We start from the raw sequence: 13266 nt of genomic DNA, 5'->3' as shown, positions 1-13266 counted from the left end.
CCTGGGCGGGATCGATATCAGCCCTTAGCCTTGCGTCTTTGCATAATCACGCAGCGCGCGCAGATCGCGGGTAATCCACTTGGCGTCGCGCGCGAAATCTTCGTCACTCATACCGGGTTGGCGAAAAAGCGTCAGCATCACCTCTGCCCCATCCCCATTCTCAATGACGCGCAGCGGGACATGAACCTCCCGGCCATCACCGGTCTCGACGAAATGATCCATCACGCCAAATTCATTGTGCGGCGTGAAGCGAACCACGATCGGCCCATCGGGACCGTCGGCAATCCATCCGGTGCCGCCCCTGCGCAGATCGGCCTCGGTCAGGCCCGATGCCCATTTCGGGAATATCTCCGGCTGCCAGATCGCTTCGTAAAGCTCGCGCCAGTTGCGCGCTATCGTGACACTATAGGTTCGCGCGGTAAGCATACAGAATTCTCTTTTAGAAGTGGAACTGCGCTGTACCGCCGCCAGGCCTTCTTGTCACCGCAACGGATGTTTCTTGGCTAGATGCCGCCGGGCACCGGGGGCCAGCCGCCGGCAGTCAGCGCGGCGCTGAGGTCCGCGACGCACGCGTCCAGCACCGCCTGGTCGGTCGAGCGGATGACGAAATTGGCGCCGGTGCGCCCTTCGCGGAAGAAGGGGTAGCTGCCGATCTGGACGCCCTCATGGGCGCGTTCGGTGGCGCCGAGCAGGTCGGCGATCTCGCTTTCCGCGACCCAGCAGCCGATCGTCGCCGACAGGACCGGCAAGCCGCCTTCCAGCGTGCCGGTCAGGCTGTCGAGCATGCCGGCGGTGATGTGCGGCACCCCGGCCATGATGAAGATATTGCCGTGGCGAATGCCCGGCGCGCCCGACATCCGGTTTTCGATGAGGTCGGCGCCCGCCGGCACCCGCGCCATGCGCAGCCGCGCGTCGGTAAGGCCCCCACGCGTGACATAATAGCGCTCCAATATCGCCCGCGCCTCCGGATGGATCTCGACGCCGATGCCCAGCGCCGCCGCGATCGCATCGACCGTGATGTCGTCATGGGTCGGGCCGATGCCGCCGGTGGTGAAGAGATAGTCGTTGCGGGCACGCAATATGTTGACCGCCTCGACGATCGCGTCCTGCACGTCGGGCACCACCCGCACCTCCCGCAGGCGGATGCCTTGGACATTGAGCCAGGTGGCGATCTGCGCGACATTCTTGTCCTGGATGCGGCCAGACAGGATTTCATCGCCGATCACAATCACGGCGGCGGTCCAGATGCGGTCGCTCATGCCAGCGGCTCCGCACGGGCGGCGAGCGCCATCAGCCGGGCCAGTCGATCGGGCGGCAGGACGTCCGCCGGCTTGTAGCTCGCCTCGAAGACCGGCACGTCGGCGGGCAAGGCGGTCCAGTCTGACCGGTCGGCGACGAAGATCGCGGCATCGGGCCGGATCGCCGAGCGATCGTCCAGCGTCCCGACGCGGATCGCCGCGCCCGCCCGGCCAAGACGGGGATAGAAGCTCCAGACCGCCGTGCCGCAATTGGCGCAGCGCACGATCACCTGGGTCTTGCCGCTGCCGGTCGGCACGACATGTTCGCTCAACTGCCCAGACAGGAGGTGAAGATGATCGACCTCGACAAAGGCATTGACAGCAGACGCCGCGCCGCTCTGTCGCTGACACAGGCTGCAATGGCAGTTGTTGACGAAGATGGGGTCGGCATCGACCCGATAGCGCACCTCACCACAGGCGCATCCGCCTTCCATCACCATGTCCGTTTCTCTTTTCCTGATAGCGACCGCGGGGCTGAGCGAAGACACTCGCAATGCCGGATCGCAGGGTCTATATCAACCACATGACCGAATATATGACGATGACGGCCGACGCGCCGGTTTCCCGCTCGACCGCGATCAAGCTCTATGACGCGGCCGGTTTCGAAGGCATGCGCAAGGCCGGCCGACTGGCCGCAGAGATCCTCGACGCGCTGGTGCCCCATGTGGTGCCGGGCGTGACCACCGGCGAACTGGACGACATTGTCCGCCGCATGACGCTGGACGGCGGCGGCGTGCCGGCGACCCTGGGCTATCGCGGCTATACCCATAGCTGCTGCATCTCGCTCAACAATGTCATCTGCCATGGCATTCCGGGCGATTACAAGCTCAAGGACGGCGATATTCTCAATATCGACGTCACCCCGCTGGTCGATGGCTGGCATGGCGACACCAGCCGCATGTTCATCGCCGGCGATGCGCCGATCAAGGCGAAGCGGCTGGTCGAGATCACCTATGAATGCCTGATGCTGGGCATCGAGCAGGCCAAGCCCGGCAATCATCTGGGCGACATCGGCCATGTCATCCAGCGCCATGCCGAAAAGCATCGTTACGGGGTGGTCCGCGATTTCTGTGGCCATGGCCTGGGCCGCGTCTTCCATGACAGCCCCGAAGTGGTCCATGTCGGCCGCCCCGGCACCGGTCCGGAATTGAAGCCCGGCATGTTCTTCACGATCGAGCCGATGATCAATATCGGCAAGCCCGGCGTGAAGATGCTGGACGATGGCTGGACGGCGGTGACGCGCGACCGCACCCTGTCGGCCCAGTTCGAACACAGCATCGGCATCACCGAAACCGGCTGCGAGATCTTTACCAAGAGCCCGACCGGCCTCGACTGCCCGCCCTACGCGCGCTGATTTCTGCCTGCCCATGGCGGTCCCAAAGGCCCGCTCCGTTCATGCCATCGGGGTCATAACTGACCGGCGTCGACGGGGCGGGCCTTTTGCATGATGGATCGTTCAACCACTGCCCAAAAAACAGGCAGAATGACATGATATTGCCCGGAATCCGGGCAATATGGACAAAGATTGCTGCATCGCCGAAAGCAGGCCTAGCGATTCGCCACTTGGCACGGTAATTGATTGTTAAGGGAGACGGCGCTTGCCTCGGGGGGCATGATGATCGTCGCTTGAAGGTTGAAGGATGCGGGGCCAACCCGCGTCCGTTCGTGCGTCATGGGTTGGGATTAAGTGATGAAGAAGATCGAGGCGATCATCAAGCCGTTCAAGCTGGACGAGGTGAAGGAAGCGCTGCACGAAGTGGGCGTATCCGGCATCACCGTCACCGAGGCGAAGGGCTTCGGCCGCCAGAAGGGCCATACCGAACTGTATCGCGGCGCCGAATATGTCGTCGACTTCCTGCCCAAGGTGAAGCTGGAGGTCGTTGTCGACGACGCCCTGGCCGACCGGGTCGTCGAAGCGATCTGCAGCGCCGCCCAGACCGGCCGCATCGGCGACGGCAAGATCTTCATTTCCGCCATCGAGGGCGCGGTGCGCATCCGCACCGGCGAACGCGACAGCGACGCCATCTAATTTTCGACAGGTTCTAGCCGGCGGACAGGGGTCCGGCGGACACAGGCTTCAACGACCCCTTCGGGGGGGTATCCATAGAGAAGGGCAACTGCACATGGCCAACACGCCAAAAGACATCCTGAAGATGATCGAAGAAAAGGAAATCGAGTGGGTCGATGTCCGTTTCACCGATCCCAAGGGCAAGTGGCAGCACCTGACCATGGTGTCTTCGGTCCTCGGCGAAGATGAGCTGACCCAGGGCCTGATGTTCGACGGTTCGTCGATCGAAGGCTGGAAGGCGATCAACGAGTCGGACATGATCCTGAAGCCCGACCTGGACGCCGTCTATGTCGATCCGTTCAGCGCGACCCCGATGCTGATCATCTTCTGCGACATCGTCGAGCCCGACACCGGCGAACTTTATGCCCGCGACCCGCGTTCGTGCGCCAAGCGCGCCGAGGCGTTCGTCAAGTCGGCCGGCTTCGGTGACACCATCTATGTCGGCCCGGAAGCCGAATTCTTCATGTTCGACGATGTGCGCTTCGAGAATGACTACTCGCAGAGCTACTACAAGATCGACGACATCGAACTGCCGACCAACACCGGCAAGGAATATGAAGGCGGCAACCTGGGTCACCGTCCGCGCGCCAAGGGCGGCTATTTCCCCGTCGCGCCGGTCGATCCCTGCACCGACATCCGCGCCGAAATGGTGTCGACCATGCTCGAAATGGGCCTGCCCTGCGACAAGCATCACCATGAAGTCGCCGCCGCGCAGCACGAACTGGGCCTGACCTTCGGTACGCTGGTCCAGACCGCCGACCGCATGCAGATCTATAAGTATGTCGTGCAGATGGTCGCCCAGGCCTATGGGAAGACCGCGACCTTCATGCCCAAGCCGATCGCGCAGGACAATGGTTCGGGCATGCACACCCACATGTCGATCTGGGAAAACGGCAAGCCGCTGTTCGCGGGCGAAGGCTATGCCGGCCTGTCCGACACCTGCCTCTACTTCATCGGCGGCGTCATCAAGCACGCCAAGGCCCTCAACGCCTTCACCAACCCGACCACCAACAGCTACAAGCGCCTGGTGCCGGGCTTCGAAGCCCCGGTTCTGCTCGCCTATTCGGCCCGCAACCGTTCGGCCTCCTGCCGTATTCCCTACGGCGCCGGCGCCAAGGCAAAGCGTGTGGAATTCCGCTTCCCCGACGCGATGGCCAACCCCTATCTCTGCTACGCCGCGCTGCTGATGGCCGGCCTCGACGGCATCGAGAACAAGATCCACCCGGGCGCCGCGATGGACAAGAATCTCTATGACCTGCCGCCCGAAGAGCTGAGCCAGGTGCCGACCGTCTGTGGTTCGCTCCGTGAAGCGCTGAACAGCCTCGAAGCCGACTATGAGTTCCTGCTCAAGGGCGACGTGTTCACCAAGGACCAGATCGATGCCTATATCGAACTGAAGTGGCCCGAAGTGTATCGCTGGGAAATGGCGCCCTCGCCGGTCGAATTCGACATGTATTACAGCGCCTGATCCTTTCACAGGTTGCTGGAGGACGGGCCCGGTCGCGCAAGCGGCCGGGCCTTTTCCGTTGCGGCGCGGCAGGCGTGCTGTTCTATTCGGGCGCCACGCATAGACGAAGGGAGACTCGCCTTGGAGATCAGCGGAAAGCTTGCCCGCGCCGCCCGCGCCTTGGTGGAATGGCCGCGTGATCATGTCGCTCGCCTTGCGGGGATCGATATGCCGATGCTGGCCGATTTCGAAGCCGGCCGCGCCGATCCGGGTGACGATGCCAAGGCACGACTGCGCCTGATACTGGAACAGGGCGGCGCCGTCTTCCTGCCGGAGGATGGCGAACAGGGCGCTGGCGTTCGGCTGAAATTCACCGCACGCGACGTGCGCGCAATCAACCGCATGGAAGGCGAAGGCGGCCCGGTGGGCAACGACGACGTCTGATCCACCTGTTGCAGGATCGATCGCCACCGCCCACATGGACTGCATGAACCCGTTCAACGCGCTAGACCTTTCCTTTCCCCTGATCCAGGCGCCGATGGCGGGCGTATCGACGCCGGCGATGGCCGCCGCCGTCAGCAATGCCGGGGCGCTGGGATCGATCGCCGTGGGCGCAACCGATGCGGCGGGCGCCCGCGCCATGATTGCGGCAACACGCGCGCTCACTGACCGGCCGTTCAACGTCAATCTGTTCGTCCATGCCCCGCCCCGCGTGCGCCCGGCTGAGGAACAAGCGTGGCTGGCGGCGCTGGCGCCGCTCTTTGCCGCACAGGATGCGGCGCCGCCCACCGGCCTTGAGACCATCTATCGCAGCTTTGCCGAAGACCCGGCGATGCTCGACCTGCTGGTCGAAGCGCGCCCACGCGTGGTCAGCTTCCATTTCGGGCTGCCCGGCGCTGAGCAGATCGCGGCGCTCAAGCAGGCGGGTTGCCTGCTGCTCGCATCCGTCACCAATTTGGACGAAGCGGTCGCCGCCCGCACCGCCGGCATCGATGTTCTGGTGGCGCAGGGATTTGAAGCCGGCGGCCATCGCGGCATGTTCGATCCCGATGCGCCCGATGCGATGCTCGGCACCTTCGCGCTGACCCGCCTGCTGGTGGCGAAGGCCGACCTGCCGGTGATCGCGGCAGGCGGCATCATGGACGGACGGGGCGTGCGCGCCGCGCTCGACCTGGGGGCGGTGGCGGCACAACTGGGCACGGCGTTCATCGCCTGCCCGGAAAGCAGCGCCGACGCCGCCTATCGCGCCGCGCTTGCCAGCCCGGCCGCCCAGCACACCGTCATGACCCGCGCCATTTCCGGCCGCCCGGCCCGCTGCCTTGCCAATCGCTTCACCCAATGGGGCGCTGAAAATGGTGACGATGTCCCCGACTATCCACGCACCTACGCCGCCGGGAAGGCGCTCAACGCGGCCGCCAAGATCCAGGGCGAAGGCGGCTATGGCGCGCAATGGGCCGGCCAAGGCGCGCCCCTCGCCCGTGTCTTGCCGGCGGCAGACCTGATTGCGGCGATCGCAGAGGAGATGGAGGCTAAATGAGCCGCGTCGCGCATCAGGTCGCGCTGCAACGCACCGACGTCCTGAGGTTATTGGCGCCCTATGATCCGCATGTTGCGGGCACGCCGCCGCTTGGCCTCGACCTGCCGGACAGCGACATCGATATCGTCTGCGAGGTGCGGGATTTCGATGCCTTTGCCGCCTTGCTGACCGAGCATTTCGGCGATCGCCCCGATTTTGCGGTTCATGCGCGCCCCAACCTTGATGCCATGATCGTCCGCTTCAGCGCGTGGGACTGGCCATTCGAAATTTTCGGCCAGGCCTTGCCGGTCGCGCAGCAACATGGCTGGCGCCATTTCCGTGTCGAGCAACGACTGCTCGATCTGGGCGGTCCTGCTTTTGCGCAGGCGATCATGGCCTTGCGCCATCGCGGCCTGAAGACCGAGCCCGCCTTTGCCGCGCTGCTGGGTCTGACGGGCGATCCCTATGCCGCGTTGCTGGAACTGGAGGGACAGGACGACGCAGCCCTGCGCGCCCTGCTGCCCTGATTCATTCCAGCCCGAATTATTCTGCGCGGTCAGGGATGGCGGCGCCGAACAGCAGCACCGAATCGCCCGGCGGCGACAGCACGATCTCGCCGCCAGCCTCCATCACCAGCGCCCGTACCATCCAGGCGGCCGCCGTGCGCGACGCCAAGCCACCGGCCGGCAAGGTTCCCGCCAGCGCAGCGCGCAGTTCGGGATCGAGAATGACCTTGGGCCCCTCACCCCGCACCACGATCTCGGTCACGCTCGGCCGCTTCTCCGCGCCGATGTCGAGTTGCCCGCCGCGCACCAGCGCATCGCCAGCGATCAGCGCCAGATTGAGCAGCACCTTGACCGCGAGCTTGGCCAGCATCTGTTCCTCGACCATCCAGCCAAGCTTCACCCGGCCCGAGGCGAACATGCCCTCGATCGCGACCTTCGCCTCATGCGGCGGCACCGCATCGCCAAAACCGCCCGCCGAACCAAAGGCCAGGCGGAAGAATTTCAACTTGTTGGCCGAGGTGCGGGCACTGTCGGCCAGCAGGTCCAGGCAACGCTGGCGCATGTCCGGGTCGGTTTCGTCAGCCATCAGTTCCAGGCCATTGTTGAGCGCCCCGACGGGGCTCAGCAGGTCATGGCAGAGGCGCGAGCAGAGAAGGCTGGCAAATTCGATGCTGTCGATCGGATGGGTCATGGAGATGGAGGCCGCCGGATTTACGGGAAAAGACACCTTCCCGGCTAGGCTTCCCCAGCCGATGATGCAAGCCCGGCTCACCCCCTTTGCATCACCTTATATCGAGCAACGCCTCCACGAAACCGACGCCGCGGTCTTCATCCGGCCCGGCAACCCATAGCCGGGCGACCGGTCCCGCCACGATTAGCCATAACGTGCCATCCGGCGTTGCACAGGCCCGGTCCGTTTCCGACGGAATCGGCACGCCTGACGGATGGGAATGATAATGACCAAGCACCGCCGGACCGCCCCGGCGTGCGGCCCGATGCGCGGCCAGCAAGGTCGCCGGCGCCAGTTCGAAATGATGAGCCGGGTCCGGCGCGACATTGGCCGCGGGCAGGATCGCATCGATGCGCGCGCCCTGCCCCAGCAGCAGGCCACAGACCTCCCCCGGCTCGGCCGCGGCCAGGGCCATGATTTGTTCCAGCAGCACCCTTGAAATTTCGGCCTTCATTCCTACATCCCTAGGCAATGATTCCGGGGGTTTCCATCATTGAAACGACGATAGGCGAAGCCCAGGCGGGTTTGCGCCTCGATCGCGCACTGGCCGAACTGCTGCCCGACCTGTCGCGCGAGCGGATCAAGACGTTGATCGTCGAGGGACAGATCGTCTCGGGCGGGCGGTCGCTTAATCCGTCGATGAAGGTCGCGGTGGGGCAGGATTACAGCATCACCCTGCCGGCGCCGGTCTCGCTCGACGCCGTGGCGCAGGATATTCCGCTCGATATCGTGCATGAGGATGCCGACCTGATCGTGGTCGACAAGCCTGCGGGCCTGGTGGTCCACCCGGCGGCCGGCAATCTGGACGGCACGCTGGTCAATGCGCTGCTGCATCATTGCGATGGTCAGCTATCCGGCATTGGCGGCGTGGCGCGTCCCGGCATCGTTCATCGCATCGACAAGGATACTTCCGGCCTGTTGGTCGTTGCTAAGTCGGACAAAGCCCATGAGGGCCTGGCCCGGCAGTTCAAGGATCACAGTATCGACCGGCTCTATGCCGCGATCGTCTATGGCATTCCAACGCCGGGGACCGGCATAGTCGATGCCTGGATCGGGCGGTCCGACGCTGATCGAAAGAAGATGGCGGTTCATCGGGAAGGGCGCGGCAAACATGCCGTCACCCATTACCGCGTGATGGAGCGCCTGCGCGGCGCGGCGATGGTGGAATGCCGGCTGGAAACCGGCCGCACCCATCAGGTTCGCGTGCATATGGCGCATCTGGGTCACCCCTTGATCGGTGACCCGGTTTACGGTAGAGACAGAAAAGGTTTCAAATCAATACTGGAAACGCTGGGTTTCAAAAGGCAGGCATTGCACGCGAAACGGCTGGGGTTCATACATCCTGTGACGGAGGAACCCTTGGCTTTCGACAGTCCCCTGCCTGCAGATATGCAGGAACTGTTAAGCGAGCTTCACGTATAGGTTCTGACAAGTTTGCGCGGCCAGCGGATGCCACTTTCGGGTCTGCCTGGCGCGCATGTAAAGGGAAGGAATTGTGACATGGCCAATCGGAGCAATGTCCCCGCGGTTCCGGCGCTGGGCGGTGAAGCCAGCCTCAACCGCTATCTGTCGGAAATTCGCAAGTTTCCGCTGCTGACCCCCGAGCAGGAATATATGCTCGCGAAGCGCTACGAGGAACATCAGGATCCCGAGGCGGCGGCCCAGCTCGTCACCTCCCACCTGCGCCTCGTGGCGAAGATCGCCATGGGCTATCGCGGCTATGGCCTGCCGGTCAGCGAACTGATCAGCGAAGGCAATATCGGCCTGATGCAGGGCGTGAAGAAGTTCGAGGCCGAACGTGGCTTCCGCTTGGCGACCTACGCCATGTGGTGGATCCGCGCGTCGATCCAGGAATTCATCCTGCGCAGCTGGAGCCTGGTCAAGATGGGCACCACCGCGTCGCAGAAGAAGCTGTTCTTCAACCTGCGCCGGATGAAGAACAATATCGAGGCGTTCGAGGATGGCGATCTGCGCCCCGAGGACGTGACTAAGATCGCGACCGATCTGGGCGTGTCGGAAGATGACGTGGTGTCGATGAACCGTCGCATGGCGATGGGCGGCGATACCTCGCTCAACGTTCCGATGCGCGAGGATGGCGATGGCCAGTGGCAGGATTGGCTGCAGGACACCGATCCGCTGCAGGACGAACGCGTCGCCGAGGAGCAGGAACGCACCCAGCGTCACGAGATGCTGGTCGAGGCGATGACCGACCTCAACGATCGCGAAAAGCATATCCTGGCCGAGCGTCGCCTGGCCGAAGAGCCCAAGACCCTTGAGGAACTGAGCCAGGTCTATGGCGTGTCGCGCGAGCGCGTCCGCCAGATCGAGGTTCGCGCCTTCGAAAAGCTGCAGAAGGCGATGATGCGCATCGCCGGCGGCAAGCTGGAAAAGATGGCACGCTTCGCCGCGGCCTGATCCGGCGATACAGGCAAAGAAGAAGCCCCGGAGCGATCCGGGGCTTTTTTTCGTCTTAGAGCATTCGCACCATTGAGACGCTGTCCGCGCCATAACTGTCGGCGGCGACCGGCGCGTCGACGAAACCCTGTCGGCGCCAGAAGGCATCCGCGCCGTTGACGGCGGTCAGGGCGATGCGATCAAAGCCGGCGGCGCGGGCCTGCGTCACGGTCAGGTCGACGGCGGCCGCAGCAGCGCCGGTGCCGCGCGCTTCGGGCAGCAGCGCCAGGTCGTGGAGATAATAGCGATCGGGCGTGTCCGGCAGCACGCCGATCAACTGGTCGAGCGCTGTCGGTCGATCCCCGGCCCAGGGATGGGTGACGAGATAGCCGAGCGCCTCCCCGTCCCGCTCCAGCAGGAAGCAACCCGCCGGATAGAGGCGCAGCCGTTCGGCATAGATGTCGGGCTTCTCCGTATAGGCGCCATGGACCCGGTCGGAAATGGCCGCCGCTGCGTCTACATCCCCCTGCCCCATCGGTCGCCACTGGGCGCTGCCGCTCATGCCTCGACACCCAGGGCACGGCGATTGGCCGCCAGCAATTCCTCCGACAGCGCAGGATCGTCCACCGCGCGCGCCAGCACCATCGTGCCGACCAGCTGGGCCATGCGGGCGAGCGCCGCGTCGCGATCGGCGATACCGGCATTTTGCAACGCGGCGGTCAGATCCTCAAACCCTTCGCGAAAGGCAGTGGCGAGCGGCCCGCCCTTGCGCGCGGCGTCCGGGCCAAGCGCAATCAGCGCGCAGCCGGTTTCGGGCGCGTCGCGGTTACGGGCGCTCAGATAATCGGCGGTGATCGCATCCGGCCCATCCTCGGCCGACAGGCGGCGCCACTTCGCCGCGCCGCGCGCGAGCGACGTGGCGCAGGCTTCAGCCGCTAGCGCCTCCTTCGATTCGAACTGATTGTAGAAACCGCCATGGGTAAGACCGCATTCGCGCATCACCTCGCCAATGCCGACGCCCTCAACGCCACGGGCACGAAACAGGCGCGACGCCGCATCCACCACCTTCTCGCGATTGCGTTCGGCCTGTTCACGGCTGACTTTCATGATCCTGCATCTCCAATTGGCCTCTTGACCTTATATATGATACCTATCATTTAACGCCAGTCCGTTTTCCGGCTCAAGAAGCAGTACAGGGGCCAATCCAAGGGGAAGTCGATGCTGTCCACCATGTTCGCCCGCCGCCTGGCCGCGCGCAATGTCCATTATGGCTGGGCCGTCGCGGGCACGACCTTCCTCACCATGCTGGTGGTGGCCGGCGCGGTCGGCGCGCCGGGCGTGTTCATCGTGCCGCTGCAGAAGGAATTTGGCTGGAGCGCGGCGGATATTTCCGGTGCGCTGGCGATCCGTTTCCTGCTGTTCGGCGGCATGGGGCCGTTTGCCGCCGCCTTCATGAACCGCTTCGGCGTGCGGCGGATGATGCTGATTTCGCTGTCGATCGTCATTGGCGGCCTGCTGCTGTCGCTTGGCATGACGCAATTGTGGCAGCTCGTCCTTCTCTGGGGCGTGGTGATCGGCGTCGGCACGGGCCTCACCGCCATGGTGCTGGGCGCGACGGTCGCCACCCGCTGGTTCAGCGAGCGGCGCGGACTGGTGATGGGGCTGCTGTCGGCCAGCACCGCCACCGGCCAGCTCGCCTTCCTGCCGCTGCTCGCGAGCATGACCGGAAGCTATGGCTGGCGCGTGGCGATGCTGCTTGTGTGCGGCGCGATCCTGGTCGCGGCCGTCGCGGTCATGCTGCTGATGCGCGACCGGCCGTCGGACCTGAACCTTGCCCCCTATGGCGAACAGGCGATCCAGCCCGTGCCTGCCCAACCGGCCAGCCTGGGCGCGCTGCTGGCGACGCCGCTTATCGTGCTGCGCGACGTGGCGAAGGTTCCGACCTTCTGGATTCTCTTCTTCTCCTTCTACATCTGCGGTGCCAGCACCAATGGCCTGGTCCAGACGCATTTCATCTCGCTGTGCGGCGATTATGGGCTGGCGGCGGTGGGCGCGGCGTCGATGCTGGCGATGATGGGGCTGTTCGACTTTGCCGGCACGCTGGCATCGGGATGGCTCAGCGATCGCTATGACAATCGCTGGCTGCTCTTCTTCTATTATGGGCTGCGCGGCCTGTCGCTGCTCTATCTGCCGTTCAGCGATTTCTCGATCTACAGCCTGTCGCTGTTCGCCATCTTCTATGGCCTCGACTGGGTCGCCACGGTGCCACCGACGGTGAAGCTGACGGCGCAGCGCTTCGGCCCGGAGAAGGCGAATATCGTGTTCGGCTGGATCTTTGCCGGGCATCAGCTGGGCGCGGCGAGCGCGGCGCTGGCCGGCGGCCTGTCGCGCACCGCCTGGCAAAGCTATATGCCCGCCTTCATCGCGGCGGGCGTGCTGTGCCTGATCGGTGCGGCGCTGGTGCTGCTGATCAATCGGGGCCGCACGCCGAGCCTGGCGACCGCCTGAAGGAATCGATGACGACGGCGCGCAGGGGCGCTAGTTTGCGGCCCATGAAAAAAGCCAAAGCCGCGCCCAAGCCTGCCTCCACCCAGAAACGTCGTTCCCGCTGGATCAGCATCCCCCTCAAGGTCGCCATCGGCTTTGTCGGCCTGTCGGTGGGCACCGTGGTCATCTATCGCTTCGTGCCGCCGCCGGTGACGATCACCATGCTGCTCGACCCCAATGGCATCACCAAGGAATGGAAGCGCCTGGACGCGATCGATCCGGACATGCCGCGCGCGGCGATCGCGGCGGAGGATAGCCGCTTCTGCAGCCATCATGGCTTCGACGCGGTCGCGATTGCCCAGGCGATGCGCCACAATGCCAGCGGCGGGCGCATTCGCGGCGGCTCCACGATCAGCCAGCAGACAGCGAAGAATGTCTTCCTGTGGCAGGGTGGCGGTTTCGTCCGCAAGGGCTTCGAGGCCTGGTTCACCGTGCTGATCGAGGCGATCTGGGGCAAGCGACGGATCATGGAAGTCTATCTGAACGTCGCGGAGACCGGCATCGGCACCTATGGCGTGCAGGCCGGGTCAATCCGCTATTTCAGCCATGGCGCGGGCAAGCTGAGCCGGGCGGAGGCGGCGCGGCTGGCGGCAGTATTGCCGCTGCCCAAGAAGCGCGAGGCGATCGACCCGCATGGCTTCACCCGCCGCTATGGCAACAGCATCTCCGCCCGCATCCCGGTGGTGCAGCGCGACGGGCTGGACGATTGCCTGAACTGAGGCAGCGGCCGGGCGCCCGAAAATAGGAAATCGGGCGCCTA

At 64.6% G+C, this 13266-nt stretch carries 17 protein-coding genes; 10 read left to right on the top strand and 7 right to left on the bottom strand.

What is annotated here, in order from left to right; genetic code table 11:
* Nucleotides 1–24 precede the first annotated feature (24 nt).
* The 3 genes from AC13EK_RS17670 to AC13EK_RS17660 form a co-directional block, all read right to left on the bottom strand.
* Entirely contained in the window at nucleotides 25–426 is a 402-nt protein-coding gene (locus AC13EK_RS17670; RefSeq protein WP_037519987.1) for a hypothetical protein, read from the bottom strand.
* Nucleotides 427–503: 77 nt separating this feature from the next.
* Nucleotides 504–1259, bottom strand: coding sequence for a competence/damage-inducible protein A (locus AC13EK_RS17665; protein ID WP_069338229.1), 756 nt, complete (start codon nucleotides 1257–1259; stop codon nucleotides 504–506).
* A complete protein-coding gene (locus AC13EK_RS17660; RefSeq protein ID WP_069338230.1) occupies nucleotides 1256–1738 on the bottom strand; it encodes a GFA family protein in 483 nt (160 codons plus the stop codon). The genes AC13EK_RS17665 and AC13EK_RS17660 overlap by 4 nt, the downstream gene beginning before the upstream one ends.
* Before the next feature lie 83 nt (nucleotides 1739–1821).
* On the opposite strand from AC13EK_RS17660, the gene map reads away from it, so the two are divergent.
* From map to AC13EK_RS17630, 6 genes are all read left to right on the top strand, one after another.
* A complete protein-coding gene (map, locus tag AC13EK_RS17655; protein ID WP_170828743.1) occupies nucleotides 1822–2652 on the top strand; it encodes a type I methionyl aminopeptidase in 831 nt (276 codons plus the stop codon).
* A gap of 336 nt (nucleotides 2653–2988) precedes the next feature.
* Nucleotides 2989–3327: a P-II family nitrogen regulator gene (locus AC13EK_RS17650; RefSeq protein WP_004207549.1), complete on the top strand. Its 339-nt coding sequence runs from the start codon at nucleotides 2989–2991 to the stop codon at nucleotides 3325–3327.
* A gap of 94 nt (nucleotides 3328–3421) precedes the next feature.
* Nucleotides 3422–4834: a type I glutamate--ammonia ligase gene (gene glnA, locus AC13EK_RS17645; RefSeq protein ID WP_037519994.1), complete on the top strand. Its 1413-nt coding sequence runs from the start codon at nucleotides 3422–3424 to the stop codon at nucleotides 4832–4834.
* A 120-nt stretch (nucleotides 4835–4954) separates the two neighbouring features.
* Nucleotides 4955–5257 carry a helix-turn-helix domain-containing protein gene (locus AC13EK_RS17640; protein WP_069338231.1) on the top strand — a complete coding sequence of 101 codons (303 nt, stop codon included), beginning with the start codon at nucleotides 4955–4957 and terminating at the stop codon, nucleotides 5255–5257.
* 34 nt (nucleotides 5258–5291) lie between these two features.
* Entirely contained in the window at nucleotides 5292–6350 is a 1059-nt protein-coding gene (locus AC13EK_RS17635) for an NAD(P)H-dependent flavin oxidoreductase (RefSeq protein ID WP_069338232.1), read from the top strand.
* Complete coding sequence (locus tag AC13EK_RS17630; protein WP_069338233.1) at nucleotides 6347–6856, top strand: DUF4269 domain-containing protein; 510 nt, start codon at nucleotides 6347–6349, stop codon at nucleotides 6854–6856. Before AC13EK_RS17635 ends, AC13EK_RS17630 begins: the two co-directional genes overlap by 4 nt.
* A gap of 16 nt (nucleotides 6857–6872) precedes the next feature.
* On the opposite strand, the gene AC13EK_RS17625 is transcribed toward AC13EK_RS17630, so the two are convergent.
* The gene (locus AC13EK_RS17625; RefSeq protein WP_483022295.1) at nucleotides 6873–7526 is read right to left on the bottom strand and encodes a histidine phosphotransferase family protein; all 654 of its coding nucleotides are present in this window, start codon (nucleotides 7524–7526) and stop codon (nucleotides 6873–6875) included.
* A gap of 91 nt (nucleotides 7527–7617) precedes the next feature.
* A complete protein-coding gene (locus AC13EK_RS17620) occupies nucleotides 7618–8019 on the bottom strand; it encodes a M67 family metallopeptidase (RefSeq protein WP_069338234.1) in 402 nt (133 codons plus the stop codon).
* A gap of 17 nt (nucleotides 8020–8036) precedes the next feature.
* Between AC13EK_RS17620 and AC13EK_RS17615 the strand changes: the two genes are divergently transcribed.
* Both AC13EK_RS17615 and rpoH read left to right on the top strand, forming a co-directional pair.
* Nucleotides 8037–8987 carry an RluA family pseudouridine synthase gene (locus tag AC13EK_RS17615; RefSeq protein WP_069338235.1) on the top strand — a complete coding sequence of 317 codons (951 nt, stop codon included), beginning with the start codon at nucleotides 8037–8039 and terminating at the stop codon, nucleotides 8985–8987.
* A gap of 78 nt (nucleotides 8988–9065) precedes the next feature.
* Nucleotides 9066–9980 carry an RNA polymerase sigma factor RpoH gene (gene rpoH, locus AC13EK_RS17610; protein ID WP_004207557.1) on the top strand — a complete coding sequence of 305 codons (915 nt, stop codon included), beginning with the start codon at nucleotides 9066–9068 and terminating at the stop codon, nucleotides 9978–9980.
* A 55-nt stretch (nucleotides 9981–10035) separates the two neighbouring features.
* Here rpoH and AC13EK_RS17605 read toward each other — a convergent pair whose 3' ends face one another.
* Nucleotides 10036–10521, bottom strand: a complete 486-nt coding sequence (locus AC13EK_RS17605) for a GNAT family N-acetyltransferase (protein WP_069338236.1) — start codon at nucleotides 10519–10521, stop codon at nucleotides 10036–10038.
* Nucleotides 10518–11066, bottom strand: coding sequence for a TetR/AcrR family transcriptional regulator (locus tag AC13EK_RS17600; RefSeq protein ID WP_004207559.1), 549 nt, complete (start codon nucleotides 11064–11066; stop codon nucleotides 10518–10520). The genes AC13EK_RS17605 and AC13EK_RS17600 overlap by 4 nt, the downstream gene beginning before the upstream one ends.
* 111 nt (nucleotides 11067–11177) lie before the next feature.
* Between AC13EK_RS17600 and AC13EK_RS17595 the strand changes: the two genes are divergently transcribed.
* Together AC13EK_RS17595 and mtgA are read left to right on the top strand one after the other, a co-directional pair.
* Nucleotides 11178–12467 (top strand): MFS transporter, encoded by a 1290-nt coding sequence (locus tag AC13EK_RS17595; RefSeq protein WP_069338237.1) that lies wholly within the window; start codon nucleotides 11178–11180, stop codon nucleotides 12465–12467.
* A gap of 44 nt (nucleotides 12468–12511) precedes the next feature.
* Nucleotides 12512–13225 (top strand): monofunctional biosynthetic peptidoglycan transglycosylase, encoded by a 714-nt coding sequence (gene mtgA, locus AC13EK_RS17590; protein ID WP_069338238.1) that lies wholly within the window; start codon nucleotides 12512–12514, stop codon nucleotides 13223–13225.
* Nucleotides 13226–13266 lie beyond the last annotated feature (41 nt).

The sequence above is a fragment of the Sphingobium sp. L-44 genome, assembly GCF_056859495.1.
This window is presented reverse-complemented; position numbering and strand designations above follow the sequence as displayed.